We start from the raw sequence: 25788 nt of genomic DNA, 5'->3' as shown, positions 1-25788 counted from the left end.
CTCTTCGTACACCTCCGCCCCGTTAGACTCGGCCTTTGGCACCTTTGTGTCCTTCACGCGGCCCTCGCGAGTCGGTGACGGGGACCATCCGCCAGCCAATCGGAAGCACGGGAAGAGATGTCGGCACCCAATAAGTCGTACGACCCTGTCGAGGTCGAGGCGTTGAAACCGGAAGAGATCGAGCGCATGCAGGGCGAGGCGCTCGCCGCCTTCGCCGCAGCGAGCTCCCTCGACGCGCTCCACGAGGCCAAGGTCGCCCACACCGGCCCGGCCTCCCCGCTGGCCCTCGCCAACCGCGAGATCGGCGCCCTGCCCCCGCACGCCAAAGCCGAGGCCGGCAAGCGCGTCGGCATGGCCCGCGGCGCCGTGAACAAGGCCCTCGCCGCCCGTCAGGGCGAGCTGGAGGCCGAGCGCGACGCCCGTGTGCTGGTCGAGGAGGACGTGGACGTCACACTGCCCCACGACCGCGTCCCGGCGGGCGCCCGGCACCCGCTGACCACGCTCTCGGAGCGCATCGAGGACGTCTTCGTGGCCATGGGCTACGAGGTCGCCGAGGGCCCCGAGATCGAGGCGGAGTGGTTCAACTTCGACGCGCTCAACATCGGCCCGGACCACCCGGCCCGCGGCGAGGCCGACACCTTCTTCGTCGAGGGCCCGGACGGCACCGGCGAGTCGGGTGTCGTGCTGCGCACCCACACCTCGCCCGTCCAGATCCGCTCCCTGCTCGACCGCGAGCTGCCGGTCTACGTGATCTGCCCCGGCCGCGTGTACCGCACCGACGAGCTGGACGCCACGCACACCCCGGTCTTCCACCAGGTCGAGCTGCTCGCGGTCGACGAGGGCCTGACCATGGCCGACCTCAAGGGCACTCTGGACCACATGGTCCAGTCGCTGTTCGGCGAGGACATGAAGACCCGGCTGCGCCCGAACTTCTTCCCCTTCACCGAGCCGTCCGCCGAGATGGACATGGTCTGCTACGTCTGCCGCGGCGAGTCCGTCGGCAACCCGGACCGGCCCTGCCGTACCTGCTCCAGCGAGGGCTGGATCGAGCTCGGCGGCTGCGGCATGGTCAACCCGCGGGTGCTCGCCGCCTGCGGCGTCGACCCGGAGAAGTACAGCGGCTTCGCCTTCGGGTTCGGCATCGAGCGGATGCTGATGTTCCGCCACAACGTCGAAGACATGCGAGACATGGTCGAGGGTGACGTCCGGTTCACCCGGCCGTTCGGGATGGAGATCTGATGCGGGTCCCGCTTTCTTGGCTGCGGGAGTACGTCGACCTGCCGGCGACGGAATCCGGCCGCGACGTCCAGGAGAAGCTCGTCTCGGCCGGGCTCGAGGTCGAGACCGTCGAGCAGCTCGGCGCCGACCTCAAGGGCCCGCTGGTCGTCGGCCGGGTGCTGACCATCGAGGAGCTGACGGAGTTCAAGAAGCCGATCCGCTTCTGCACCGTCGACGTCGGCCAGGCCAACGGCACCGGCGAGCCCCAGGAGATCGTCTGCGGCGCCCGCAACTTCGCGGTCGGCGACAAGGTCGTCGTGGTCCTCCCGGGCGCCACGCTGCCCGGTGGTTTCTCGATCGCCGCCCGCAAGACCTACGGCAAGACGTCCCACGGCATGATCTGCTCCAGCGACGAGCTGGGCATGGGCGACGACGGCAACCACGGCATCATCGTGCTGCCGCCGGAGACCGAGGTCGGCAGGAACGCCATCGAGCTGCTGGAGCTGGTCGACGAGGTCATCGACATCGCCGTCACCGCCAACCGCGGCGACTGCCTGTCCATCCGCGGCGTCGCCCGCGAGACCGCGATCGCCTACGGCCTGCCGCTGCGCGACCCGGCCCTGATCGACGTACCGGCCCCGAACGCCTTCGGCTACCCGGTCCAGGTCTCCGACCCGATGGGCTGCGACCGCTTCACCGCCCGCACCGTCACCGGTCTGAGCCCCGAGGCGCGCTCCCCGATCTGGCTGCGGCGCCGGCTGCAGAAGGTCGGCATGCGCCCGATCTCGCTCGCCGTCGACGTCACGAACTACGTGATGATGGAGCTGGGCCAGCCGCTGCACGCCTACGACCGGAACCTGGTCCAGGGCACCATCGGCGTGCGCCGCGCCGCGGAGGGCGAGAAGCTCGTCACCCTCGACGGCGTCGAGCGGGGGCTGCACGCCGAGGACCTCGTCATCACCGACGAGCGGGGCCCGATCGGCCTCGCGGGTGTCATGGGCGGCGCGAACACGGAGATCGCCGACCACGACGATGTCGAGAACGCCACGACCGGCGTGGTCATCGAGGCGGCCCACTTCGACGAGGTCTCGATCGCCCGTACGGCCCGTCGTCACAAGCTGTCGTCCGAGGCCTCCCGCCGCTTCGAGCGGGGCGTCGACCGGCAGGCCGCCTCCGCCGCGGCCCAGCGCACCGTCGACCTGCTCGTGCTGCTCGCGGGCGGTACCGCCGAGGCCGGCGTCACCGAGATCATCGCGCCCTCCGCCCCGCACACGATCACCGTCCCGGCCGACCACCCGGACAAGGTCGCGGGTGTGGACTACGGCCGCGAGACCGTCGTCCGGCGCCTCCAGGAGATCGGCTGCGACGTCTACGGACAGGACGAGCTGATCGTCACCGTCCCGTCCTGGCGGCCCGACCTGACCGACCCCAACGACCTCGCCGAAGAGGTCATCCGTCTGGAGGGCTACGAGAACCTGCCCTCCACGCTGCCCAAGCTCCCCTCGGGCCGCGGCCTGACCCACCGCCAGCGGCTGCACCGCCGGGTCGGCCGGGCCCTGGCAGGCGCGGGCTATGTCGAGGCGCCGAACTACCCGTTCGTCGGCGAGCAGGTCTTCGACCAGCTCGGCCTGGAGGCCGACGACCCGGCCCGCCGCGTCGTGAAGCTGGTCAACCCGCTCAACGACGAGGAGCCCGCGCTCCGTACGACGCTGCTGCCGGGCCTGCTGGGTGCGCTGCGGCGCAACGACGGCCGTGGCTCGCACGACCTGGCGCTCTTCGAGACGGGCCTGGTCTTCCAGCCGCGCGAGGAGCGGCGCGCCGGCGGGCACCTGCCCGTCGACCGGCGTCCCACCGACGAGGAGATCGCTTCGCTGAACGGGGCGCTGCCCGAGCAGCCCCGGCACGTGGCCGCCGTCCTCACGGGCGCTCGCGAGCAGGCCGGCTGGTGGGGCGGTGGCCGTCCGGCCGGGTGGGCCGACGCGGTCCAGGCGGCGCGGACCGTCGCCCAGGAGGCCGGCGCGGACCTGGTGGTGCGCAAGGGACAGTACGGTCCCTGGCACCCCGGCCGCTGTGCCGAGCTGGTGGTCGTCGCCGACGGCACGGAGCAGGTCGTGGGCCACGCGGGAGAACTGCACCCGCGTGTCCTCAAGGCCCTGGGGCTGCCCGAGCGCACCTGCGCGATGGAGCTGGACCTGGACGCGCTGGAGGCGGTGGGCGACGGTGTCCCGCAGGCGCCGAGCATCTCCGCCTTCCCGGTCGCCACGCAGGATGTCGCCCTCGTGGTCGACAAGCCGGTGCCGGCCGCTCAGGTCGAGGCGGCGCTGCGTGAGGGCGCGGGCGAACTGCTCGAGTCCATCCGGCTGTTCGACGTGTACGAGAATGCCGCGCAGCTTGGCGAGGGGAAGAAGTCGCTGGCGTACGCGCTCCGCTTCCGGGCGGGGGATCGTACGTTGACCGTGGACGAGGCCTCGGCTGCCCGGGATGCTGCTGTTGCCCTTGCGGGCGAGCGGACCGGTGCGGTTCTGAGGGGCTAGTCGCCCTCGGGGGTTCTGCTGTCGGCCGGCTGCGGCTTCGTCGTGGCCGGCCGCGCGGTTTCCCGCGCCCCCAGGATGCCGACCCTGCCGTCAGCTGCATAAATGCGGGTTGGCCGGGGTGTGCTCACTCGTTCGGGTGGGAATCAGAGGTGATCTGGCCCTTCCGGGCCATGCCTCTGGACAGAATCGGACCGGCCTTTCGGGGTCGGTCCGTCTGCTCTGTCAGGGCCCACTTGGGGGACCAGAGGCATGATCCGCATCAAGGCGCGGGCACCCACCGCGCGGGGAGCCGTACTGCCCACGGTCTGGGGAGCCACGGCGGTCGGCTACAAGTTCGGCTGCCCGCTCGCCCAGCAGCACGGGCTCGGCGCGCGCATCGTCACCAGCGCCGTGTTCTTCGCCGTCGGCACCGGACTGATGGTCCATGTCCGTCGCGCCCTGCTGCGCGAACTGAGGCAGGCCCGCCGGGTCGCCGGCGCCGCGCAGAGCGTGGTCCTCAGGCCCCTGCCGGCTCGCGTCGACGGTCTGAACGTCGCCGCGGCCCAGCTGTCCGCCGACCACGGCGCGACGATCGGCGGCGATCTGTACGAGGCGGTCGCCACCGAACACGGGGTCCGGGTGGTGATGGGCGACGTACGCGGCCACGGCATCGGCGCCCTCGGCACCGCTGCCGCCGTGCTCGGCAGCTTCCGCGAGGCGGCGCACGACGAGCCCGAACTCGGCGCCGTGCTGCGCAGACTGGAGCGCGCCCTGGCCCGCCACCTGCGCGAGCGGGCCCGTGCCGAACACCCGTCGAGCGGCACCCAGGAGCCCGACAATCCGGTCGCCGAGGAGTTCGTCACCGTTCTGCTCCTGGAAATCGGCGACGAGGGCGAACTGCGCGCCCTCAACTGCGGGCATCCCTGGCCGTATCTGCTCAGCGGCACCCGGGTGGAGCCGCTCACCCGAGCCGATCCACTCCCGCCGCTGGGCCCCTTCCCGCTGCCGGCCGAGCTGGAGACGCACCCCTGCGGGCAGTTGCTCCCCGGAGACTCCCTGGTCCTGTTCACCGACGGAGCCGAGGACGCCCGAGATGCCCACGGCCGTTTCTTCTCCCTGCCCACGGCACTGGGCGAGGCCGTACACGATCACCCGGTGACGGCTCAGAAGGTCCTCCGCACGGTCTTCACGGCCCTCCTGCGCCATACGGCGGGCCGGCCATCGGACGACGTGGCGGTACTGGTCCTGCGGAACGGCCGAAGAAGCGCCGAACTGTCAGGGGCGCGGGACGGAAACGGCCAAGCCGCCGCTTTCTGAGGGGGAGCCGACGGCTTGGCCGGCCTCTTGCGAGGGATTTCAGTCAACCGGCACACCACTCTCCGCGACAGCGTGCACACACTGCGGATGCGGGCACTCCGTTCACACCCCGTGTGAAAGCGGACGCACTACGCTGTCGGCACCAGGCCACCCGGGGGGCAATCCCATGCAGCCCAACACTCTGCTCGACGCGATCCTGGACGAGGCGGGGATCTCGCACGCCGGTCTCGCCGCCCATGTGAACCAGGCGGGCCGGAAGCGGGGTCTGACGCTCCGCTACGAACACACCGCCGTGGCAAGGTGGTTGAAGGGTCAACGGCCACGCGGCCAGGTGCCCGACCTGATCTGCGAGGTGCTGGCCGGACGACTGCGCCGCCCGGTCACCCTGGACGACATCGGACTCGGGGTGCCGGGCGAGCCCAGCACCCCGCACGCCGGCTCGCTCTCCGGCTTCGTGGAACGGGCCACCGCGCTGTGGCGCTCCGACGAACAGCAGCGCCCACATGTGCTCGGCGCCCCCGCGGTCACCGGTACCCCCGCCGTCATGCCGGTGTGGGAGTGGGAGAACCCGCCCGAGGACGTGGACGTCTCCCGGGGCGGCCGGCACCGGGTCACGGCGGCCGACATCGAGATGCTGCGCGCCGCCCGCACCCACTACGAGCAGATGTACCGCAAGGCCGGCGGCATCGCGACCCGCACCCGCATCGTCGGCTTCCTCAACGCCGAGGCCGCGCCGTTGCTGCGCGGCAGCTACACCGACGCCACCGGCCGCCAACTGCACCGCGCCACCGGCGGGTTGGTGGCGATCGCGGGCATCTGCGCGTACGACTCCGACGCGCACGGTCTCGCCCAGCGCTACTTCCACCAGGCGCTCAGGCTGGCCAAGGCCAGCGGGGACCGGGGCCTCGGGGCCTACGTGATCGCGCTGCTGGTCAACCAGGCGCTGTTCATGCGGGAGTACCGGCAGGCCGTGGCCTTCGCCGAGGCCGCGCTGCGCGCCGCGGGCAGGCACATCACCCCGGCCCTCGCCTCCGACCTGTACGCGATGCAGGCCAAGGCGTACGCCCACCTCGGCGACAGCAGCAGCGCGCTGTCCTGCATCCGCCGGGCCGAGACGGCCGCCGACCGCATCCGGCGCGGGTACGAGCCCGACGAGACCGGCTACGTCCAGCCCGGCCTGGTCAACGTCCAGGTCGCCGAGGCGCTGCTCAGTCTCGGTGAACTCGCCGCAGCGCGGGAGCATGCGGCGGCCGCGGTCGACAACCCCGCCCATGACCGAGGACGGGTGCACCGGCTCGCCATGCTCAGCACGATCGAACTGCGGCAGGGCAACGCCGACAACGCGGTGGCCACCGCCGTGCAGATGGCCGAGCAGGCCCGCGGGATGGAGTCCCAGCGCCTGCGCGACAGACTCCGCGCGGTACGCGAGCACCTGGTGCGCTGCGGCTCGGCCGGAACCGCCGAGGCCGCCGAACTCATCGACGGTGCACTGCGCGTACCGCTGTAGGCGCACTGTAGGTACGCAGTCCCTGCTGCGATATTGCCACTTACTCGGCGGAAGGTGGCAGAACCGTGCAGTGGACGAAACAGAACGAACAAACTGTGTATGAAAACCGCTGGTTCAGCGTCAATCTCGCAGATGTCGAGCTGCCGGACGGCCGGCACCTCGACCACTTCCTGATCCGGCTGCGGCCGGTCGCCGTCGCCACGGTGGTCAACGAGGCCAACGAGGTCCTGCTCCTGTGGCGCCACCGGTTCATCACCGACAGCTGGGGCTGGGAACTGGCCGCGGGTGTGGTGGAGGACGGCGAGGACATCGCGAGCGCGGCCGCCAGGGAACTGGAGGAGGAGACCGGCTGGCGGCCGGGACCCCTGCACCACCTCATGAGCGTGGAGCCGTCCAACGGCCTCACCGACGCCCGGCACCACATCTACTGGTCCGACCGGGGCGAGTACATCGGACATCCCGTGGACGACTTCGAGTCGGACCGCCGTGAATGGGTCCCGCTCAAAGTCGTCCCCGACCTGATCGCCCGAGGGGAGGTCCCGGCCGCCAACATGGCGGCCGCGTTACTCCTGCTGCACCACCTGAGGCTCGCCGATGCCTAGTGGGCCAGCGCCTGCCAGACCGTCACGACGAGCGCTCCCAGAGCCGTGAGCGCGGCGACCGAGGGCAGTGGCCAGCGTGCGTGTTCCAGTGAACTCAAGCGGGTGTGCAGCTCGTCCACTTCCTTGGCGGTCTCCTTGGCGCGGTGACTGAGCAGGGCGAGTCCTCCCTCGACTTGGGCGTACGCCACGTCGAGGCGGCGCCGTAACTCTGCGAGTTCTCCATGGACCACGGGATGCTCTGGATCGGCGGTCACGGGTCCACTCCTTTCCGTAGTCGGATGTGGTTGTTCCGCATCCCTTGCATGCGCATGAGGAGTCAACTCGCCTGGTGGGCGCGTGGGGAGAGTGTGCGAAGGGCATATGCGTGCCCGGCGTGCACACGGTGTGTGAAACAGATGGGCCCGGCACCGATGTCGGTGCCGGGCCCGTAGGGCGTCGCTCTTCGTAATCAGCCGTAGGTGTAGAAGCCCGAGCCGGTCTTCCGGCCGAGCCGGCCCGCCTCGACCATGCGCTGCAGCAGCGGGGGAGCGGCGTACAGCGGCTCCTTGTACTCGGCGTACATCGAGTTGGCGATGGAGACGATGGTGTCCAGGCCGATCAGGTCGGACAGCTTGAGCGGGCCCATCGGGTGGGCGCAGCCCATCTCCATGCCGTTGTCGATGTCCTCGCGGCTCGCGATGCCCGACTCGAACATCCGGATCGCGGACAGCAGGTAGGGAACCAGCAGCGCGTTCACGACGAACCCGGAGCGGTCCTGGGCGCGGATGGCGTGCTTGCCGAGCACCTTCTCGGCGAACAGCTGGGCGCGGCTGAGCGTGCCCTCGGAGGTGGTGAGCGCCGGGATCAGCTCGACCAGCTTCTGCACCGGGGCCGGGTTGAAGAAGTGGATGCCGACCACATGGTCGGGGCGCGAGGTGGCGACCGCCAGCTTCACCAGAGGGATGGAGGAGGTGTTGGAGGCCAAGATCGCGTCCGCGCGGGTCACCACCTGGTCGAGGACCTGGAAGATCTCCGTCTTGACCTGCTCGTTCTCCACGACGGCCTCGATCACCAGATCGCGGTCGGCGAACTCGCCGAGGTCGGTGGTGAAGCTCAGCCGCGCCTGCGTGGCGTCCCGCTCCTCCTCGCTGATCTTGCCGCGCTGGGCGGCCTTGGCCAGGGAGTTGTGCAGCCGGGTACGGCCGATCTCCAGGGCCTCGCCGGTGGTCTCGGCGACCCTCACGTCCAGTCCCGCGCGGGCGCAGACTTCGGCGATGCCCGCGCCCATCTGGCCGCAGCCCACGATTCCGACGCGTGCAATGTCTCCACCTGGGATGCCCGTCACATCGTCCCCTTCGCTGGTGTTCTCCGCCTCGGCAGGACCTCCGGGTTTCGGCGCCTGCTCCGATCGTGCACGTTACCGCCAAGTATCGATGATCGATCGCCCGGGTGGGGGCATCCTGGGCCCGGAACGATCCGTGACGACACGGATCCGGAGCGTATGGGGGTGTGCAGATGGGGCGAATGTCGCGTCGTGCGTTCGCGTGGGCGGCGCTGTCGACCCTGGCGACGGCCCAGGGCGCCGCGGCGGCGCCCGGCCGGCCGGATCCGGGGCGCTCGCGGCGACGCGCGGCCACCGAGATGCGGGGCGTGTGGCTGGCGACCGTGGCCAACCGCGACTGGCCCTCGCGGGCGGGCCTCACGCCCGCCGAGCAGCGCGCGGAGCTGATCGCTCACCTCGACCACGCGGCCCGTGACCGGCTCAACACGGTGATTCTGCAGGTACGGCCCACCGCGGACGCCCTGTGGGCCTCGCCGTACGAGCCCTGGACCGAGTACCTCACCGGCACCCAGGGGCAGGACCCGGGCTGGGACCCGCTCGGCACGGCCGTACGGGAGGCCCACGCCCGCGGCCTGGAACTGCACGCCTGGTTCAACCCGTACCGGATTGCGAACCACGCCGACCCGGCCCGCCTGGCCGACGGGCACCCGGCGCGCCGGCACCCGGACTGGGTGGTGCCCTACGGCGGGAAGCTCTACTACAACCCCGGCCTGCCCGAGGTCCGGGCCTTCGTGCGGCGAGCCATGCTCGACGCGGTCGCCCGGTACCCGGTGGACGCCGTCCACTTCGACGACTACTTCTACCCGTACCCGGTCGCGGGCCAGACCTTCGACGACGACGCCGCCTACGACCGGTACGGCGGCGATTTCTCCGGCCGGGCCGCCTGGCGCCGCGACAACATCGACCAGCTGGTGAAGGAGATGGCGGCGGGCATCCAGCAGGTCCGCCCCGGCACCCGGTTCGGGATCAGCCCCTTCGGGGTGTGGCGCAACGCCACGACCGACTCCCGCGGCTCGGACACCCGGGCGGGCGTGCAGACGTACGACGATCTGCACGCGGACACCCGCACCTGGGTCCGCAACCACTGGATCGACTACATCGTGCCGCAGCTGTACTGGCACATCGGCTTCGCCGCCGCCGACTACGCGACCCTGGTCGCCTGGTGGGCGCAGGTCGCGGAGGGCACCAAGACCCATCTGTACATCGGGGAGGCGCTCTACCGGGCGGGGGCCCAGGGGCAGCCGTCGGCCTGGCGGGACCCGGTCGAGCTGTCCCGGCACCTCACCCTGGCCGCGACCCGTCCGCAGGTGCGCGGGCACGTGTTCTTCGCCGCCAAGGACGTGGCGGCGGATCCGATCGGAGCGATGGCGCGGGTGGTCGCCGACCACTACGGGCAGCCGGCGAAGCCACCGCGCTGAGCTTACGAGGGTCGGATCTCCTTGTGCCGGATCTCGGTGTCGGGGCCGGGGGAGCAGACGCCCACGTGCCCGTCCTCGAAGCGGACCCGGTACGGCGGCTCGCCCTTCTGGCCCATCACTTCGACGATCTCGCCGATCTTGTCGTGTTCACCGACCACCCTGCCGTGCTGGACAAGCTGGTCGCCCACGGTTGCGCGCATCAGGCCCTCCTCACGGTCACGACCGCTGAGTGACGGCGATGCAGACGAGCACGGCGACGGCGGTCAGCGGAGCGGCCGCCGTGAGGTGTTCGCCCAGCAGCAGCGCCGACCACACCAGTGTGAGCAGGGGTTGGGCCAACTGCAACTGGCTGGCCTTCGGAATGCCGATGGCCGCCATGCCGCGGTACCAGACGACGAGCCCGAGGAACTGCGAGACCACCGAGACCCACAGCACACCCGCCACACCGTGCCCGGTCAGCCGCACCGGCTCGTACGACAGCGCCAGCGCGGCGGCCGGCACGCTCAGCGGCAGACACAGCACCAGCGCCCAGCCGATGACCTGCCAGCCCGGCATGACCCGGGCCAGCCGCCCGCCCTCGGTGTACCCGGCCGCGCACACCAGCAGCGCGCCGAACAGGAAGCCGTCGGCGGCCGTGAGCCCGCCGCCGCCCTGACCGAGGGTGAAGGCGAGCACGGCCGCCGCACCCGTCAGCGCCGCCAGCCAGAACCGCCGCGGGGGCCGGTGGCCCATGCGCAGGGCCGAGCAGACGGCGGTGGTCAGCGGCAGCAGGCCCACCACGACGGCGGCGTGGGAGGTGGTCGAGGTCCGCAGGGCGAGCGTGCTCAGCAGCGGGAAGCCGAGCACCACCCCGCCGGCGACGACCGCGAGACCCGGCAGGTGCCGCCGTTCGGGCAGCGGCACCCCGGCCGCCAGCAGACAGCCACCCGCGACGAGCGCCGCCAGGACGCTGCGCACGGCCACCAGCGACCAGGGGCCGAAGCTCTGCAGGCCCCATGCGGTGGACGGAAAGGTGAGGGAGAAGGCGATCACGCCGAGGGCGGCCTGCCCGGTGCCGAGGGTCCGGTGGTCGCGGGAGGCGGGGACCGCTATCGCCGTCGTGCTAGTAGCGCTACTCTGTGCTCTCATGCACGAGCGTAGCAGTGTGGGTGAACTGGCGGAACAGCTGCGACGGGAGCTGGACCGCTACTCCCCAGGTGGAAAGCTCCCATCTAGCAGGGCGCTGGTCGAGCGGTTCCGGGTGAGCCCGGTGACCGTCTCCCGAGCCCTGGCCCAGCTGGCCGCCGAGGGACTGGTGATCACCCGGCCCGGCGCCGGCGCCTTCCGTGCCCGGCCGCGGCCCGCCGCCGATCCCGCCGGGGACACCTCCTGGCAGGAGGTCGCGCTGAGCGCCGACGGTGCCGCCGACCTCGTACCGCGCACCGTGGACGCCTCCGGGGTCACGGTCTGCCTCGCCGCACCGCCCCCGGGCGTGCTGGAGTTCAACGGCGGATACCCCCACCCCTCCCTCCAGCCCGAGCGGGCCATGGCCGCGGCCCTCGCCCGGGCCGGACGGCGGCCGGGCGCCTGGGGCAGGCCCCCGCTGGAGGGCCTGCCGGAGCTGCGGGAGTGGTTCGCGCGGGGCATCGGCGGGTCCGTCACGGCCGCCGAGGTGCTGATCGCCGCAGGCGGCCAGTCCGCGCTGGCCACGGCCCTGCGAGCGCTCGCCCCGCCCGGTGCCCAGGTCCTCGTGGAGTCGCCCACCTACCCGGGCATGCTGGCCCTGGCCCGGGCGGCCGGCCTGCGCCCGGTCCCGGTTCCGGTCGACTCCGACGGCGTCCGGCCCGGCCTGCTCGCCGACGCCTTCCGGGCCACCGGCGCCCGGGTCTTCGTCTGCCAGCCCCTGTTCCAGAATCCGACCGGCGCCGTCCTGGCCCCCGACCGGCGCGCCGAGGTGCTGCGCATCGCCCGCGCCGCCGGTGCGTTCGTCATCGAGGACGACTACGTGCGGCGCATGGTGCACGCGGACTCGGGCCCGCTGCCCCGCCCGCTGGCCGCCGACGACCCCGACGGCGTCGTCGTCCACGTCGGCTCGCTGACCAAGGCGACCTCGCCCAGCTTCCGGGTGAGCGCGCTGGCCGCGCGCGGTCCCGTGCTGGAACGGCTGCGCGCCATCCAGGTCGTGGACAGCTTCTTCGTCCCCCGGCCGCTGCAGGAGGCCGCCCTGGAACTCGTCGGCTCCCCGGCCTGGCCCCGCCATCTGCGGGCCCTGTCGGCCGCGCTGAAGACCCGCCGTGACGTCATGACCGCCGAACTCGCCCGCCACCTGCCCGAACTGGTCCTGCCGCACATCCCGGCCGGCGGCTACCACCTCTGGCTCCGCCTGCCCGACGGCGCCGACGAGGCGTCCGTGACCGCCGCCGCGCTGCGCGCCGGCGTCGCCCTCATCCCGGGCCGCCCCTACTTCAGCGCCGAACCGCCCGCGGCCCACCTCCGGCTGAGCTTCGCGGCGGTGGCGGGCACGGGGGAGATCGTGGAGGGAGTGCGGCGCCTGCGGGTCGCGTGTGACGAGGCGCTGCGGTGCGGGCCCGTGACCGCCCGGTAGGGAAAACCGGGTCGACGCCGCTCCGCCGCGCTGTGATGATCACCGCATGAGCGACGCACCCGATCTCCCCGACGGCTACGAGTTCTCCGCCGACACCGACCGTGTCGACGTCGACCGCGTCCACGGCTGGCTGTCGACCGACGCGTACTGGGCGATCGGCCGGCCCCGGGAGAAGCACGAGCGGGCGATGGCGTCCTCGATCAACTTCGGGGTGTACGCCATCGCCTCGGGCGAGCAGGTGGCGTACGCGCGCGTGGTGACCGACCGAGCGCTGTTCGCCTGGCTCGCCGATGTGTACGTCGACCCGTCGGTGCGCGGCAAGGGCGTCGGCACGGCGTTCGTCGGCCGCGTCCGGGACCATCTGCGTCCCTTCGGGCTGCGCCGCATCCTGCTGGCCACGGAGGATGCGCACGGCGTGTACGAGAAGCTGGGCTTCAGGCCGCTGGACCGCCCGGACCAGTGGATGCTGCACGGTTTCGAGTAAGCGCTCGCACACCCCGGGTAGCTCACAGTCGGCAGCCCTTGACCCGCGCACACCCGGGGCCCACCATCACCGCATGCCACTTCGGGTCACGTTCGTCGCGGCCGCGCGCAGTTCCCCCCTGCTCGCGGAGCGCTTCCAGGACGACCGGCCGCTGGACCAGGCCGGCTGGGACGAGGTGCAGAGCGTCGCCGGGGACCTGCTGCCGCTGGCGGCGGCCGAGCTGCGCTACTGCTCCCCGACCCCGCGCAGCCGTGCCACCGGCGACGCCCTCGGGTACGCCCCGCTGGTCCAGCTCGCCCTGCGCGACTGCGACATGGGCCGTTGGCGCGGGCTGACGCTGGGCGAGGCGATGGCCCGTGAACCGGACGCCGTGGACGCCTGGCTCGCCGACCCGCGCTCGACCCCGCACGGCGGTGAGTCGCTGCTGGCCTTCATCACCCGGGTCGCCGGCTGGCTCGACACACGCCCGGTGGGCGACGGCGGCCGGATCGTCGCCGTCGCCGAGCCCTCCGTGATCCGTGCCGCCCTGGTGTACGTGCTGAAGGCTCCGCCCTCGACGTACTGGAACATCGATGTGCGCCCGCTGTCGGCGACCACGGTGACGGGCCGCGCGGGCCGCTGGAACCTCCGCCTGGACGGCGTCTTCGCTCAGCCCTCGCGCACGTAGTCGGTGGTGAGCAGCAGGTCCTTCGCGGGCCCGCCGACCCGCCACACCGTGCGCCAGTGGTCGGGGTCCGCGACCGTGAACTCGCCCCGGTAGAGGTCGGCCGAGCAGGGGTGATCGGTGACGTGCCGCCCCGACCGCAGATCGAGATCGTGGAAGGGCCGCCCGTCGGCGAACCGTACGTCCGCCGTGCCCCGCACGCTCCCCGGCAGGAACCGCAGGGTCCGCGTCGCGGCCCTCGTCGCGCCCTGCCAGGTGAAAGTGCCCGACTCCTCGTGCAGCAGCCCGCCGCCGTCGAGCGGGACGAAGACGGTCACGCCCGCGAAGCGCCCCTCGGCCCCGCTCGCCAGATCCCGCACGGTTCGCTCCACCCGCCAGGCTCCGGCCAGGTGGGCGAGGACGTCGGCCACGGGCCAGAACTCGCCCATCATCACCCCTGTCTGTCCGCCCCGTCGACGCGCTGATACCCCTTCCCCATCTTGCCGTTCGAAGTGCTGACCATCATCTGATATTTCGAACGAATGTGAGAGCCGCGGAGTATCCAGGTCACGCACCACCCGCACCGGGCTGAGACCCGGCCTCGCGGCAAGCGCTCTCCCGTCGGCCGACCTTCCCGGCGAACTCGGTCACCTTCCCGAGGGTCAAGCGGACGTGGACACCGGGGCCGTCTCGGCGGGCTGCCGTCCGAGCGGCAGCAGCCCGCGGTCGGCGAAGACCTTCTTCGCGGCGAAGGTGGCGTTGAGCGCCTTCGGCATGCCGCAGTAGACGGCGGAGTGCAGCAGCGCCTCCGTGATCTGCTCGGGCGTGAGGCCCACGTTCAGGGCCGCGTTCACGTGCACGTCCAGCTGGGCCTCGCAGCCGCCGAGCGCGGTGAGCATGCCCAGGGTGACCAGCTGGCGGTCGCGCGGGGCGAGGCCGGGCCGGTCGTAGATCTCCCCGAAGGCCCAGGCGACGATCTGGTGCCCCAGCTCCGGGTTGATGTCGGCGAGCGAGTCGACGACCCGCTGCCCGGCCTCGCCGTCGACCTTCTTCAGAACCTCCAGGCCATGGGTGAAACGCTCGTCACGGGTGGTGCTCTCGCTCATGTCGGCTCGTCCGTCCCCGGCCGCCGCTCGTCCAGCAGCCGTTCGTAGTGATCGATCTTGTCGTCCAGCGCGGCGGCGTTGCGCCTGAGCGCCCGGATGCGGTCGGCCAGTTCGGCGCGGTGCTCGCGGAGCATCGCCAGCCGGTCGGCGACCGTCGGGTCCCCCTCGGACCGCAACCGCGCGAAGCGCTGCATGTCGGCGATCGACATGCCGGTCTCGCGCAGCCGCAGCAGGAACTCCAGCCAGGCCAGGTCCGTCGCCTGGTAGCGGCGCTGGTTACCGGTGGTCCGGCCGATCCGCTCGATCAGTCCCGCCTTCTCGTAGTAGCGCAGGGTGTCGTGCGTGAGGCCGGTGCGCTCGGCCACCTGGGCGATGGTCAACGAGGGTTCCGGGTCCCGCGGGAGGGGCTGTCCGCTGGTCATGACAAGAACGGTAGAACCTGGAGCGCGCTCCAGGTCAAGCCCGGTTCGCGATCACCTTCCGAAATACCTCTGAGCTGCCCGGACACCCTCCACCAGGGCGTCGACCTCGTCCAGGGTGTTGTAGACGTAGAAGCTCGCCCGGGTGGTCGCAGGAATGCCGTAGCGCCGCACGATCGGCCGGGCGCAGTGGTGGCCGACCCGGACGGCCACGCCCCGTTCGTCCAGCACCTGGCCGACGTCGTGGGGGTGGATCCCGTCGACCGTGAACGAGACGGCCGAGCCGCGGTCGGTGAGGTCGCGGGGGCCGACCACCCGCACTCCGGGTACCTCCGCCAGCAGCTCCAGAGCCCGGGCGGTCAGCGCGTCCTCGTGCGCCGCCACCTCGGCCATGCCCAGCGCCTCCAGATACCCGACCGCCGCCGCGAGCCCCACCGCCTGCGAGGTCATCGGCACGCCCGCCTCGAAGCGCTGCGGCGGCGGCAGGAAGGTGGTGCGGTCCATCTCCACGATCTCGATCATCGACCCGCCGGTGAGGAACGGCGGCAGCCCGGCCAGGAGGTCCGCGCGGCCCCAGAGCACGCCGACCCCGTTCGGGCCGAGCATCTTGTGCCCGGAGAACGCCAGGAAGTCCGCGCCGAGCGCGCCGACGTCGACCGGCCGGTGCGGGACCGACTGGGCTCCGTCCACGACGACGAGCGTTCCGTGCGCATGCGCCCGGTCGGCCAGTTCACGCACCGGATTGATCGTGCCGAGGACGTTGGACTGGTGGGTGAGGGCGAGCACCTTGGTGCGCTCGTCCAGCAGCTCGTCGATCCTGCCGAGGTCGAGCCGGCCGTCGTCGGTCAGCCCGAACCAGTCGAGCGTGGCACCGGTCCGTTCGGCCAGCTGCTGCCAGGGCACGAGGTTGGCGTGGTGCTCCATCTCCGTGACCACGATCCGGTCGCCGGGGCCGAGCCTGCGGGCGTTGCCGAGGGCGTAGGCGACGAGGTTGATGCCCTCGGTGGTGTTCCTGGTGAAGACCACCTCGTCGGCGGCGGCGCCGATGAACCGGGCCACGGTGTGCCGGGCGTCCTCGTAGGCCTCGGTCGCCTCGTTCGCGAGCTGATGTGCCCCGCGGTGCACGGCCGCGTTGCGGGTGAGGTAGAAGTCCCGCTCCGCGTCGAGGACCTGCAGCGGTTTCTGGGTGGTCGCCCCGGAGTCGAGGTAGACGAGCCGGGCGCCGCCGTCCACCGTCCGCTCCAGGATCGGGAAGTCCTTGCGCAGCGCGTCAGCGTCGAAGGCCACGGGATCTCACCTCTCACGGTTTTGTGATTCATTCTCCGTGAGACACGCTAAGTCCCCCTCACGGAGAATCGCAAGGATTACCATGAGGGCCGTGGATCACGAGGCCCCCGTCTACCTGCATCGGCTCCCGGTTCCGGGAGAGGACCGCTACCTCTCCGTGGCGCTGGTCAACACGCGGTTCAAGGTCAGCCACGGCCCGGTCGACCTCCTGGAGGACGCCGAGGCCGCGCATCTGTGGCTCGTCCGGCACGAGGTGCTGGACGACCGGGTGGCGCTCGGCGGCCGGCAGTCCGCCCGGCTGCGCACCCTGCGCGAGGCACTGCGCACCCTGTTCGAGGCGCACGGCTCCGGCGAGCAGCCGCCCCCCGACGCCCTCGGCACCCTCAATGCCGCCCTCGCCGCCGCACCGCCGACGCCCTGTCTCGCCTGGACGGCCGACGGCCCTCGCCGTGCCGACGTCCCCGACGCCGGCAACCCGGTCGCCGCCGCCCTCTCCCTGCTCGCCGAGGACGCCGTCGACCTGCTCACCGGCGCCGACACCGGTCTGCTCACCGAGTGCGCCGCCCAGGGCTGCGCCCGTTGGTTCCTGCGCTCCCACGGTGCCCGGCGCTGGTGCACCACCAAGTGCGGCAACCGGGTGCGGGCGGCGCGGGCCTACGCGGCCCGCAAGGCCGATTCACTTTAGAAACACCTTTCGGAAAGCCCCTGTTTTCCTGGTCGTCATCAAATTCACGCGGTGTTTCCCGTATTCGGAAGAAGTCGCCTCAGTTTTCGGTGCACGCACAACCAATCGGAAACGTGCCCCGTCTAAGTCGGCGAATCGATGAGGTACACATTCCGTGGGGGACCGCCAGAAATGCATTGCTCGACTTCGCCCGGTAAAAGTGGCGCTGCTCACAGCAACGCGCGGCGACTCCCGGACAGGGACAGGGTGTGAAAGCGACAACCCGACCGAGGCAGGCCGCCGCCCTGCTCGCCGCGGCCGTCACGGTCGTGGCGCTCTGCGCCGCCGACATCCTCGCCCGCAGCTACCCCTTCGGTCCCCGCACCCGCAGCGTCAACGACCTGGGCAACCAGTTCGTGCCCTTCCACGCCCATCTGTGGGACCTGCTGCACGGCAGGGCCGACGGTGGCCTCCTCGTCAACTGGCAGTCCGGCTACGGCTCCAGCTTCCTGCCCGACCTCGGCACCTACCTCAGCAGCCCGTTCGCCCTGCTCGTCGCCCTCTTCCCGCGGGACGAGATCGACCTCGCGGTCTATGTGATCACCGTCCTGAAGACCGCCTCGGCCGCGGCCGCCATGGCGGTTCTGCTGCTCACCCTGCGGCCCGGGCGCTGGTGGGCCGCAGGTCTGCTGGGCGTCTCCTACGCCCTGTGCGGCTGGAGCGTCGCCGACGCCTCCTACAACCCGATGTGGCTCGACGGTCTCATCGCCCTGCCCCTGTTCTGCCTGGTCGGAGAGTGGGCCATCGCCGGACGCCGTCGCTACGTCGGTGTCCTCGTCGTGGCCCTCGCCTGGACCGCCAACTTCTACACCGCCTACATGGCCACCCTCGGCGCCGGGCTCGTCCTGCTGCTCCGGCTGCTGCTGGCGGACCTGCCCCGCCGGCGCGCGCTCGCCGCGGCGGGCCGCGCCGTCCTCACCGTCGCCCTCGGCGTGGGCCTCGCCGCCCCGCTGGTCACGGTCGTCTACTTCGGCACCAAGCACGCCTACCCGGGCCGCGTCCGCCAGTTCGTCCCGGCACCGAGCGAGGACCTGTTCGCGCGGCTGCTGCCGGCGACGTACGGTTTCGGCTCCCCGGCCGTCTACGTCGGCATCACGGCCCTGCTGCTCGCCCTCGCCCTGCCCTTCCACCGCGCGGTACCCGCCCGGGTGCGCACGGGCTGGACGCTCCTCGTCGGCGCGGTGACCCTGTCCATGCAGTGGGCGCCCACCCATCTGGTCTGGCACGCCTTCGCCACCCCGCAGGGCAGCGCCTACCGCCAGGCGTTCGTGCTGTGCGGGCTGCTGGTGATCGCCGCCTGGCACGCGCTGTCGTACGGCCTGCCCGACCGGCGCGCGCTCGCGGCGGCCGCCGGGCTCCTCGCCCTGATCACCCTCGTCGCGAGCGGCAGCCATCTGGTGCGGATCTTCGCCTGGCCGGTACTGCTGCTCGCCGTCGCCGGCGCGCTCGGCGGACTGGCCCTGCTGGGCCGCGCCGACGCCGGGCGGCGCACACGGCTGGCCGGACTGGCCGTCGTCCTCCTGGTCGGCGGGCAGATCGGCGAGATGGCCGCCACCTCCGCCGTGGCCACCCGGATGCGCCTCGCGCACATGGACGACTACGCGCCCTGGGGGCAGCGCCAGCAGCGGCAGGCGTCGGCGGTCTCCGAGGCCGACGGCTGGCCCCGCCACCGCACCGACCCCGGACGCGAGCAGAGCGTCGGCAACGACCCGATGCTGGTCGGTGGCCAGGGCGCCCAGTACTACAGCAGCCTGACCTCCGACGTGCTCAGCCGCATGCTCACCGCCCTCGGGGACGGCTGGACCTCGCGCGGCCGCAGCCTCCAGAGCCTCGACAACGCCGTCACCGACGCGATCTTCTCGGTGGGCGCGCGGGTGCACTCCCCGCCCGATCCGCACCAGAACTGGTTCCCGCAGGACGGCAGCAAGGTGACCGTCTCCCGCGAGGACGTACCGCCCCTGGTGACGGTCCGCCCGGCCGGTACCGCCGCTCACGCCGGTCTCTCCGCGTTCGGTCCGTCGCCGTACCGCAACCAGGAACTGCTGCTGGGCACCCGCGTCTACACCGTGCCCCGCCTGACCGTACGCACCAGCGCGGGCCGGGAGCCGAGCCGCAGCGACGACGACCGCCCGGGCCTGCGCATCGGCGTGCCGCCCGCCGGGAGTGCCGCGCGCAAGCCGGTCATCACGGCCCGGTGCCCGGCCGGCGGCGAGGTGTACCTGTGGGCGCCGCACCTCTCGGGCACCGCGCGGCTCGCCGGTGCCGCGGCCGGGGCCCCCATCGGACGGTTCCGGTCCGACCACCCCGTCACCAAGATCGCGCCCATGCAGCGGCTCGGCACGGTCCCGGCCTCCGGCCGCCTGCGGATCGAACTGTCCCCGGACAGGACGAGCGTCGTCCCGGACGGCGCGGTCGGCTGCCTGGACACCGCCCGGCTGCACACCGCGGTCGAACGGCTCAAGGCCACCGGTGCCATCCGGGTGACCGTCTCCGACGGCACGATCCGGGCCGAACTCCCGCCCGGCAGCAGCGGAACCGCCGTCGTCGCGGCCCCCCGGATCGCGGGCTGGCGCTGCGGCGCGGGTGATGCCCCCGCCGCCCCCGCGGGGGAGTACCACGGCCTGATCGCCGTACCCCTGGGCGGCTCCGCGACCAGCCTCACCTGCACCTTCCACCCACCCGGCCTGCGGCTGGGCTCGGCCGTCGGGGGCGTTTCGCTCCTCACGCTCGCCGTGCTCGGCACCCTCACCGCCGTCCGCCGCCGACGTGTCCCGGCACCGTCCACGACCACACCACGACGCGAGCGCGTGACCGCTGCTCTCTGACCGCGCCCCTGGGGGACCGCCATGCTGATATCGATCGTCGCGCCCTGCTACAACGAGGAAGACGTCCTCGAACGCTTCCACGAGGAGGTCCAGAAGATCGCGGACGAACTGCTGCCGCTCGGCCACGACATGGAGTTCGTGTACGTCGACGACGGCAGCCGCGACCGCACCCTCGCCGTCCTGGAAAGCCTCTCCGTCCGTGACTCCCGGGTGCGCTACGTCTCCTTCAGCCGCAACTTCGGCAAGGAGGCGGCTCTGCTCGCCGGCCTCAGGCACGCTTCGGGCGACTCGATCGTCGTCATGGACGCCGACCTGCAGCACCCGCCGGAGCTGATCAAACGGATGGTGCGGCTGCGCGCCCAGGGCTACGACCAGGTCATCGCCAAGCGCACCCGCACGGGCGACCACTTCACCCGCACGCTCACCGCCCGCCTGTACTACCGGCTCATCAACCGCATGGTCGACGTCGAACTCGTCGACGGCGTGGGCGACTTCCGCCTGCTCTCGCGCCGCGTGGTGGACGCGATCGTGAACCTCACCGAGTACAACCGATTCTCCAAGGGCCTGTTCGCCTGGGTGGGTTTCCCGAGCACCACCTTCGAGTACGAGAACGCCACGCGTGAGGCGGGCAGCAGCTCCTGGTCCTTCCGCAGCCTGCTCAACTACGGCCTGGACGGCCTGCTGTCCTTCAACAACCGGCCGCTGCGCGCCGCCCTCTGGCTCGGCATGGGCCTGCTGCTGTGCGCGGGGCTGTACACCGCCTGGATCGTGGGTGCAGCGCTCGTCAACGGAGTGCAGACACCGGGGTATGTGACCATCATCACCGCTGTCACGGCCCTGGCGGGCGTTCAGATGGTCATGCTGGGAGTCATCGGGGAGTACACCGGCCGCATCTACTACGAGGTGAAGGGGCGTCCGCACTTCCTGGTGAAGGCGACCAATGTGGAACGGACGAAAGATCTCATCCCCTGATGTCGAGGCAGATCCTCACCTTCGCTGTGGTCGGTGCCGTGAATACGGCCACCTACTACTGTCTTTACCTGTCGTTTCTCACCTGGCTTCCCTATCTTGCCGCGCACATTCTGGCATTCCTGATCAGTATGGTCGGATCCTTTTTTCTGAACGCGCGCTTCACCTATCGCACGCGGCCCACCTGGCGGAAATTCCTGCTGTTCCCGCTGACCAACGTCACCAATTTCCTGATCACGACCGTCGGGGTCTATGTGATCGTCGACGTCCTGCACGCCGGCAGCCGCTTCGCTCCGCTGCTCGCCTCGGCGGCGGCGATCCCGGTCACCTTCGTCGTGTCCCGCTGGGTGATGCTGCCCGGCGCCGAGGCCGAGCCGACCGCATAGCCGTTGCATAAAACTGCAGGGCTACGTATAGTCATGCCATCCAGAGGAGGATGGACATGGCGGTACGTGCGGCGGTGGCCGGAGCGAGCGGATACGCGGGCGGAGAGGTCCTGCGTCTGCTCCTCGCGCACCCCGAGGTCGAGATCGGTGCCCTGACCGGGAACTCCAACGCCGGCCAGCGGCTCGGCGCGCTCCAGCCGCATCTGCTGCCGCTGGCCGACCGGGTGCTGGCCGAGACCACTGCCGAGGCGCTCGCCGGGCACGACGTGGTCTTCCTGGCGCTGCCGCACGGACAGTCCGCCGCGGTCGCCGAGCGGCTCGGCCCGGACGTCCTCGTGGTCGACATGGGCGCCGACTTCCGGCTCGAGGATCCGGCCGACTGGGAGCGGTTCTACGGCTCCCCGCACGCCGGGACCTGGCCCTACGGCCTCCCCGAACTTCCGGGCGCCCGTGCCCGGCTCACGGGGTCCAAGCGCATCGCGGTGCCCGGCTGCTACCCCACCGCCGTCTCCCTCGCCCTGTACCCGGCCTACGCGGCGCGCCTCGCCGAGCCCGAGGCGGTGATCGTCGCCGCGTCCGGCACCTCCGGCGCGGGCAAGGCGCCCAAGCCCCACCTGCTCGGCAGCGAGGTCATGGGCTCCATGACGCCGTACGGCGTCGGCGGCGGCCACCGGCACACCCCCGAGATGATCCAGAACCTCAGCCGGGCGGCCGGGGAGCGGGTCTCGGTCTCCTTCACGCCGACCCTCGCGCCGATGCCGCGCGGGATCCTCGCCACGTGCAGCGCGTCCGCCGTCGCGGGGGTGACGGCGGAGTCCGTCCGCGCCGCCTACGAGAAGGCCTACGCCGACGAGCCCTTCGTCCGTCTGCTCCCCGAGGGCCAGTGGCCCGCGACGGCGTCCGTCTACGGTTCCAACGCCGTTCAGGTGCAGGTCGCGTACGACGACGCCGTGGGCCGCATCATCGCGATCAGCGCCATCGACAACCTGACCAAGGGCACCGCGGGCGGTGCCGTCCAGAGCATGAACATCGCCCTGGGTCTCGACGAGACCACCGGGCTTTCCACGATCGGAGTCGCACCGTGAGCGACGCGCGTGCAGCCACCGGGCCGCAGACGACGACGAAGGCCGCACCGCCGCGCTGCGCGGGCGGAGAAGCGAACTGGGAGACACCGTGAGCGTGACGGCAGCCAAGGGATTCAGGGCGGCGGGCATCGCCGCCGGGATCAAGGAGAACGGCAACCCGGACCTGGCCCTCGTGGTCAACGACGGTCCGCGCCGCGCCGCCGCCGGTGTCTTCACGTCCAACCGTGTGAAGGCCGCACCGGTGCTGTGGTCCGAGCAGGTCCTCAGGAGCGGCCAGGTCTCGGCCGTCGTCCTCAACTCCGGCGGGGCCAACGCCTGCACCGGCCCCAAGGGCTTCCAGGACACCCACGCGACCGCCGAGAAGGCGGCCGAGGTGCTCGGCCGCGGTGCCATCGAGGTCGCCGTCTGCTCCACCGGCCTCATCGGCGTGCTGCTGCCCATGGACAAGCTGCTCCCGGGCGTCGAGACGGCCGCGGCCCAGCTCTCCGAGCACGGCGGCGAGAAGGCCGCCATCGCCATCAAGACCACCGACACCGTCCACAAGACCTCCGTCGTCACCAAGGACGGCTGGACCGTCGGCGGCATGGCCAAGGGCGCGGGCATGCTCGCCCCGGGCCTCGCCACCATGCTGGTCGTGCTCACCACCGACGCCGGCCTCGACAGCGAGGCGCTGGACCGGGCCCTGCGCGCCGCGACCAAGGTCACCTTCGACCGCGTCGACTCCGACGGCTGCATGTCCACCAACGACACGGTGCTGCTGCTCGCCTCCGGGGCGGCCGGCGTCACCCCGGAGTACGAGGAGTTCGCCGAGGCCGTACGGCAGGTCTGCGCCGACCTCGGGCAGCAGCTGATCCGCGACGCCGAAGGCGCCAGCAAGGACATCAAGGTCGAGGTGATCAACGCGGCGACCGAGGACGACGCCGTCGAGGTGGGCCGCTCCATCGCCCGCAACAACCTCCTCAAGTGCGCGATCCACGGCGAGGACCCCAACTGGGGCCGGGTGCTGTCGGCCATCGGTACGACGCGGGCGGTCTTCGAGCCCGACCGGCTGGGCGTCGCCATCAACGGCGTCTGGGTGTGCAAGAACGGCGGCGTCGGCGAGGACCGCGAGAAGGTCGACATGCGCTACCGCGAGGTGCACATCGTCGCCGACCTCGCGGCCGGCTCCGAGACCGCCACCATCTGGACCAACGACCTCACCGCCGACTACGTCCACGAGAACAGCGCCTACTCGTCATGAGCACCGGAACCACGCGCAAGCACACGGCCCTGCCGAAGGCCCAGACCCTCACCGAGGCGCTGCCCTGGCTGACCCGGCACCACGGCAAGACCGTCGTCATCAAGTTCGGCGGCAACGCCATGGTGAACGAGGAGCTGAAGGCCGCCTTCGCCCAGGACGTCGTCTTCCTGCGGCACGCCGGCCTCAAGCCGGTCGTCGTCCACGGCGGCGGCCCGCAGATCAGCGCCGCCCTCGACAGACACGGCATCGTCAGCGAGTTCAAGGCGGGCCTGCGCGTCACCACCGAGGACGCCATGGACGTCGTACGCATGGTGCTCGCCGGGCAGGTGCAGCGCGAGCTGGTCGGCCTGCTCAACCAGCACGGACCACTCGCCGTGGGCCTGACGGGCGAGGACGCCCACACCATCACCGCCACCAAGCACCAGCCCGAGATCGACGGCGAGCCGGTCGACATCGGGCGGGTCGGCGAGATCACCGAGATCGACACGGGCGTGATCGAGAGCCTGCTCGCCGACGGCCGTATTCCGGTCGTCTCCTCGATCGCCCGCAGTCAGGACGCCTTCGACAAAGGGGGCCAAGTCTACAACGTCAATGCTGATACGGCGGCTGCGGCACTCGCTGCGGCACTGGGGGCCGAGACCCTCATGGTCCTCACCGACGTCGAGGGCCTCTACGAGGACTGGCCGAACTCCGACGAGGTGATCAGCCGCCTCACCGCGTCCCAGCTGGAGAAGCTGCTGCCGGACCTGTCCGCGGGCATGGTGCCGAAGATGCGGGGCTGCCTGCACGCCGTACGCAACGGGGTGCGCACCGCCCGCGTCATCGACGGCCGGGTGCAGCACTCGATCCTGCTGGAGATCTTCACCGACGAGGGCATCGGCACCATGGTCGTGCCCGACGAAGCCGAGGGGGAGCAGTCATGACGGGTACCGCGACCAACGCAGAGCTGACCACGCGCTGGCAGGGCGCGCTCATGAACAACTACGGCACCCCGCGGCTGCCCCTCGTGCGCGGTGCCGGCGCCCGGCTGTGGGACGCCGACGGCAAGGAGTACCTCGACTTCGTCGGCGGTATCGCGGTCAACGCCCTCGGCCACGCCCACCCGGCCGTCGTCGAGGCCGTCAGCAAGCAGATCGCCTCCCTCGGCCATGTCTCCAACCTGTTCATCGCCGAGCCGCCCGTCGCCCTCGCCGAACGGCTGCTGCAGCTCTTCGGCCGCGACGGCAAGGTCTTCTTCTGCAACTCCGGCGCCGAGGCCAACGAGGGCGCGTTCAAGATCGGCCGGCTGACCGGCCGCACCCACATGGTCGCCACCCAGGGCGGATTCCACGGCCGCACCATGGGCGCCCTCGCGCTCACCGGCCAGCCGGGCAAGCAGGCGCCCTTCCAGCCGCTGCCCGGCGACGTCACCCACGTCCCGTACGGCGACGCGCAGGCGCTGGCACGGGCCGTGACCGAGGAGACGGCTCTCGTCGTCATCGAGCCGGTCCAGGGCGAGAACGGCGTCGTGGTGCCCCCGGCCGACTACCTCAAGGCGGCCCGGGCGATCACCGCCGCCACGGGGGCCCTGCTGGTGCTGGACGAGGTGCAGACCGGCATCGGCCGCACCGGGAACTGGTTCGAGTACCAGGCCCACGAAGGCGTCCTGCCCGATGTCGTCACGCTCGCCAAGGGACTCGGCGGCGGGCTGCCGCTCGGCGCCACCGTGGCCTTCGGCCGGGCCGCCGAACTGCTCCGGCCCGGCCAGCACGGCACGACCTTCGGCGGCAACCCGGTCGCCTGCGCGGCCGGACTCGCCGTCCTCGACACCATCACGGACGACGGACTGCTGGAGAACGTCAAGCGGCAGAGCGAGCTGCTGCGGGACGGAATCCAGGCCCTGAACCACCCGTTGATCGACTATGTCCGGGGCGCGGGCCTTCTGCTCGGTATCGTGCTCACCGGGCCGCACGCACCCCGTGTGCAGCAGGCGGCCCAGGAGGCCGGGTTCCTGGTGAACGCGCCCGCTCCCGACGTCGTACGGCTCATGCCGCCGCTCAACCTCCGCGACGACGAGGCAGGCGCCTTCCTCCAGGCGCTGCCCGGCATCCTCCAGGCAGCGAACCCAGTGGATGGGGTCGGACGATCCGGAGAATGAGAC

At 71.7% G+C, this 25788-nt stretch carries 25 protein-coding genes; 17 read left to right on the top strand and 8 right to left on the bottom strand.

The window, feature by feature from the left end; all coding sequences use genetic code 11:
- Window positions 1-117 precede the first annotated feature (117 nt).
- The 5 genes from pheS to AVL59_RS34555 all read left to right on the top strand — a co-directional run bounded on the left by pheS (window position 118) and on the right by AVL59_RS34555 (window position 7157).
- Window positions 118-1239, top strand: coding sequence for a phenylalanine--tRNA ligase subunit alpha (pheS, locus tag AVL59_RS34575; RefSeq protein ID WP_067312637.1), 1122 nt, complete (start codon window positions 118-120; stop codon window positions 1237-1239).
- The gene (gene pheT, locus AVL59_RS34570) at window positions 1239-3752 is read left to right on the top strand and encodes a phenylalanine--tRNA ligase subunit beta (protein WP_067312635.1); all 2514 of its coding nucleotides are present in this window, start codon (window positions 1239-1241) and stop codon (window positions 3750-3752) included. The genes pheS and pheT overlap by 1 nt, the downstream gene beginning before the upstream one ends.
- Window positions 3753-4001: 249 nt before the next feature.
- The gene (locus AVL59_RS34565; RefSeq protein ID WP_067312634.1) at window positions 4002-5048 is read left to right on the top strand and encodes a PP2C family protein-serine/threonine phosphatase; all 1047 of its coding nucleotides are present in this window, start codon (window positions 4002-4004) and stop codon (window positions 5046-5048) included.
- A 166-nt stretch (window positions 5049-5214) separates the two neighbouring features.
- On the top strand, window positions 5215-6555 hold the full coding sequence (locus tag AVL59_RS34560) for a transcriptional regulator (protein ID WP_067312632.1): 1341 nt from the start codon (window positions 5215-5217) through the stop codon (window positions 6553-6555).
- A 65-nt stretch (window positions 6556-6620) separates the two neighbouring features.
- The gene (locus tag AVL59_RS34555; protein ID WP_079147154.1) at window positions 6621-7157 is read left to right on the top strand and encodes an NUDIX hydrolase; all 537 of its coding nucleotides are present in this window, start codon (window positions 6621-6623) and stop codon (window positions 7155-7157) included.
- On the opposite strand, the gene AVL59_RS34550 is transcribed toward AVL59_RS34555, so the two are convergent.
- Window positions 7154-7411: a hypothetical protein gene (locus AVL59_RS34550; protein ID WP_067312628.1), complete on the bottom strand. Its 258-nt coding sequence runs from the start codon at window positions 7409-7411 to the stop codon at window positions 7154-7156. The genes AVL59_RS34555 and AVL59_RS34550 overlap by 4 nt on opposite strands.
- Window positions 7412-7605: 194 nt before the next feature.
- Window positions 7606-8481: a 3-hydroxybutyryl-CoA dehydrogenase gene (locus tag AVL59_RS34545; RefSeq protein WP_079147153.1), complete on the bottom strand. Its 876-nt coding sequence runs from the start codon at window positions 8479-8481 to the stop codon at window positions 7606-7608.
- 170 nt (window positions 8482-8651) lie between these two features.
- Between AVL59_RS34545 and AVL59_RS34540 the strand changes: the two genes are divergently transcribed.
- Window positions 8652-9896: a glycoside hydrolase family 10-like protein gene (locus AVL59_RS34540; RefSeq protein WP_208870492.1), complete on the top strand. Its 1245-nt coding sequence runs from the start codon at window positions 8652-8654 to the stop codon at window positions 9894-9896.
- Between the two features lie 2 nt (window positions 9897-9898).
- On the opposite strand, the gene AVL59_RS34535 is transcribed toward AVL59_RS34540, so the two are convergent.
- Entirely contained in the window at window positions 9899-10096 is a 198-nt protein-coding gene (locus AVL59_RS34535) for a DUF1918 domain-containing protein (protein ID WP_067312622.1), read from the bottom strand.
- Window positions 10097-10112: 16 nt separating this feature from the next.
- Window positions 10113-11024 carry a DMT family transporter gene (locus AVL59_RS34530; protein WP_079147152.1) on the bottom strand — a complete coding sequence of 304 codons (912 nt, stop codon included), beginning with the start codon at window positions 11022-11024 and terminating at the stop codon, window positions 10113-10115.
- On the opposite strand from AVL59_RS34530, the gene AVL59_RS34525 reads away from it, so the two are divergent.
- The 3 genes from AVL59_RS34525 (at window position 11023) to AVL59_RS34515 (ending at window position 13631) form a co-directional block, all read left to right on the top strand.
- Entirely contained in the window at window positions 11023-12480 is a 1458-nt protein-coding gene (locus AVL59_RS34525; RefSeq protein ID WP_208870491.1) for an aminotransferase-like domain-containing protein, read from the top strand. The two genes, AVL59_RS34530 and AVL59_RS34525, sit on opposite strands and share 2 nt — an antisense overlap.
- Window positions 12481-12526: 46 nt before the next feature.
- Window positions 12527-12964 carry a GNAT family N-acetyltransferase gene (locus tag AVL59_RS34520; protein ID WP_067312616.1) on the top strand — a complete coding sequence of 146 codons (438 nt, stop codon included), beginning with the start codon at window positions 12527-12529 and terminating at the stop codon, window positions 12962-12964.
- A gap of 73 nt (window positions 12965-13037) precedes the next feature.
- Window positions 13038-13631, top strand: coding sequence for a histidine phosphatase family protein (locus tag AVL59_RS34515; protein WP_067312614.1), 594 nt, complete (start codon window positions 13038-13040; stop codon window positions 13629-13631).
- On the opposite strand, the gene AVL59_RS34510 is transcribed toward AVL59_RS34515, so the two are convergent.
- From AVL59_RS34510 to AVL59_RS34495, 4 genes are all read right to left on the bottom strand, one after another.
- A complete protein-coding gene (locus AVL59_RS34510; protein ID WP_067318096.1) occupies window positions 13613-14056 on the bottom strand; it encodes a DUF6314 family protein in 444 nt (147 codons plus the stop codon). The two genes, AVL59_RS34515 and AVL59_RS34510, sit on opposite strands and share 19 nt — an antisense overlap.
- Before the next feature lie 213 nt (window positions 14057-14269).
- Window positions 14270-14713: a carboxymuconolactone decarboxylase family protein gene (locus AVL59_RS34505; RefSeq protein WP_067312612.1), complete on the bottom strand. Its 444-nt coding sequence runs from the start codon at window positions 14711-14713 to the stop codon at window positions 14270-14272.
- Complete coding sequence (locus AVL59_RS34500) at window positions 14710-15135, bottom strand: MerR family transcriptional regulator (RefSeq protein ID WP_067312610.1); 426 nt, start codon at window positions 15133-15135, stop codon at window positions 14710-14712. Before AVL59_RS34500 ends, AVL59_RS34505 begins: the two co-directional genes overlap by 4 nt.
- A gap of 51 nt (window positions 15136-15186) precedes the next feature.
- Window positions 15187-16419, bottom strand: a complete 1233-nt coding sequence (locus tag AVL59_RS34495; RefSeq protein WP_067312608.1) for a cysteine desulfurase — start codon at window positions 16417-16419, stop codon at window positions 15187-15189.
- A gap of 82 nt (window positions 16420-16501) precedes the next feature.
- On the opposite strand from AVL59_RS34495, the gene AVL59_RS34490 reads away from it, so the two are divergent.
- The 8 genes from AVL59_RS34490 to AVL59_RS34455 all read left to right on the top strand — a co-directional run bounded on the left by AVL59_RS34490 (window position 16502) and on the right by AVL59_RS34455 (window position 25785).
- Window positions 16502-17104: an ABATE domain-containing protein gene (locus AVL59_RS34490; RefSeq protein ID WP_237281764.1), complete on the top strand. Its 603-nt coding sequence runs from the start codon at window positions 16502-16504 to the stop codon at window positions 17102-17104.
- 248 nt (window positions 17105-17352) lie between these two features.
- Window positions 17353-19968 carry a YfhO family protein gene (locus AVL59_RS34485; RefSeq protein ID WP_067312605.1) on the top strand — a complete coding sequence of 872 codons (2616 nt, stop codon included), beginning with the start codon at window positions 17353-17355 and terminating at the stop codon, window positions 19966-19968.
- Between the two features lie 21 nt (window positions 19969-19989).
- Window positions 19990-20940 carry a glycosyltransferase family 2 protein gene (locus AVL59_RS34480; protein WP_067312603.1) on the top strand — a complete coding sequence of 317 codons (951 nt, stop codon included), beginning with the start codon at window positions 19990-19992 and terminating at the stop codon, window positions 20938-20940.
- Window positions 20940-21323: a GtrA family protein gene (locus AVL59_RS34475; RefSeq protein WP_067312601.1), complete on the top strand. Its 384-nt coding sequence runs from the start codon at window positions 20940-20942 to the stop codon at window positions 21321-21323. The genes AVL59_RS34480 and AVL59_RS34475 overlap by 1 nt, the downstream gene beginning before the upstream one ends.
- 56 nt (window positions 21324-21379) lie before the next feature.
- Window positions 21380-22408, top strand: coding sequence for an N-acetyl-gamma-glutamyl-phosphate reductase (argC, locus tag AVL59_RS34470; protein WP_067318092.1), 1029 nt, complete (start codon window positions 21380-21382; stop codon window positions 22406-22408).
- A gap of 88 nt (window positions 22409-22496) precedes the next feature.
- The gene (gene argJ / locus AVL59_RS34465; RefSeq protein ID WP_067312599.1) at window positions 22497-23648 is read left to right on the top strand and encodes a bifunctional glutamate N-acetyltransferase/amino-acid acetyltransferase ArgJ; all 1152 of its coding nucleotides are present in this window, start codon (window positions 22497-22499) and stop codon (window positions 23646-23648) included.
- A complete protein-coding gene (gene argB / locus AVL59_RS34460; protein WP_067312597.1) occupies window positions 23645-24571 on the top strand; it encodes an acetylglutamate kinase in 927 nt (308 codons plus the stop codon). Before argJ ends, argB begins: the two co-directional genes overlap by 4 nt.
- Window positions 24568-25785, top strand: coding sequence for an acetylornithine transaminase (locus tag AVL59_RS34455; protein WP_067312595.1), 1218 nt, complete (start codon window positions 24568-24570; stop codon window positions 25783-25785). Before argB ends, AVL59_RS34455 begins: the two co-directional genes overlap by 4 nt.
- Window positions 25786-25788 lie beyond the last annotated feature (3 nt).

The organism is Streptomyces griseochromogenes, from assembly GCF_001542625.1.
Classification (GTDB): Bacteria; Actinomycetota; Actinomycetes; order Streptomycetales; family Streptomycetaceae; genus Streptomyces; species Streptomyces griseochromogenes.
The sequence above is the reverse complement of the archived record's forward strand: the minus strand, read 5'-3'. Positions and strand labels throughout refer to the sequence as shown.

Excerpts from the sequence above, each read along its gene's own strand:
- AVL59_RS34515 (WP_067312614.1), top strand. The coding sequence starts at position 13,038 with ATGCCACTTCGGGTCACGTTCGTCGCGGCCGCGCGCAGTTCCCCCCTG.
- argC (WP_067318092.1), top strand. The coding sequence starts at position 21,380 with ATGGCGGTACGTGCGGCGGTGGCCGGAGCGAGCGGATACGCGGGCGGA.
- argB (WP_067312597.1), top strand. The coding sequence starts at position 23,645 with ATGAGCACCGGAACCACGCGCAAGCACACGGCCCTGCCGAAGGCCCAG.
- AVL59_RS34455 (WP_067312595.1), top strand. The coding sequence starts at position 24,568 with ATGACGGGTACCGCGACCAACGCAGAGCTGACCACGCGCTGGCAGGGC.
- pheT (WP_067312635.1), top strand. The coding sequence starts at position 1,239 with ATGCGGGTCCCGCTTTCTTGGCTGCGGGAGTACGTCGACCTGCCGGCG.
- AVL59_RS34535 (WP_067312622.1), bottom strand. The coding sequence starts at position 10,096 with ATGCGCGCAACCGTGGGCGACCAGCTTGTCCAGCACGGCAGGGTGGTC.
- AVL59_RS34510 (WP_067318096.1), bottom strand. The coding sequence starts at position 14,056 with ATGGGCGAGTTCTGGCCCGTGGCCGACGTCCTCGCCCACCTGGCCGGA.
- AVL59_RS34475 (WP_067312601.1), top strand. The coding sequence starts at position 20,940 with ATGTCGAGGCAGATCCTCACCTTCGCTGTGGTCGGTGCCGTGAATACG.
- AVL59_RS34480 (WP_067312603.1), top strand. The coding sequence starts at position 19,990 with ATGCTGATATCGATCGTCGCGCCCTGCTACAACGAGGAAGACGTCCTC.
- pheS (WP_067312637.1), top strand. The coding sequence starts at position 118 with ATGTCGGCACCCAATAAGTCGTACGACCCTGTCGAGGTCGAGGCGTTG.
- AVL59_RS34565 (WP_067312634.1), top strand. The coding sequence starts at position 4,002 with ATGATCCGCATCAAGGCGCGGGCACCCACCGCGCGGGGAGCCGTACTG.
- AVL59_RS34505 (WP_067312612.1), bottom strand. The coding sequence starts at position 14,713 with ATGAGCGAGAGCACCACCCGTGACGAGCGTTTCACCCATGGCCTGGAG.
- AVL59_RS34500 (WP_067312610.1), bottom strand. The coding sequence starts at position 15,135 with ATGACCAGCGGACAGCCCCTCCCGCGGGACCCGGAACCCTCGTTGACC.
- AVL59_RS34540 (WP_208870492.1), top strand. The coding sequence starts at position 8,652 with ATGGGGCGAATGTCGCGTCGTGCGTTCGCGTGGGCGGCGCTGTCGACC.
- AVL59_RS34560 (WP_067312632.1), top strand. The coding sequence starts at position 5,215 with ATGCAGCCCAACACTCTGCTCGACGCGATCCTGGACGAGGCGGGGATC.
- AVL59_RS34530 (WP_079147152.1), bottom strand. The coding sequence starts at position 11,024 with ATGAGAGCACAGAGTAGCGCTACTAGCACGACGGCGATAGCGGTCCCC.
- AVL59_RS34525 (WP_208870491.1), top strand. The coding sequence starts at position 11,023 with ATGCACGAGCGTAGCAGTGTGGGTGAACTGGCGGAACAGCTGCGACGG.
- AVL59_RS34520 (WP_067312616.1), top strand. The coding sequence starts at position 12,527 with ATGAGCGACGCACCCGATCTCCCCGACGGCTACGAGTTCTCCGCCGAC.
- AVL59_RS34490 (WP_237281764.1), top strand. The coding sequence starts at position 16,502 with ATGAGGGCCGTGGATCACGAGGCCCCCGTCTACCTGCATCGGCTCCCG.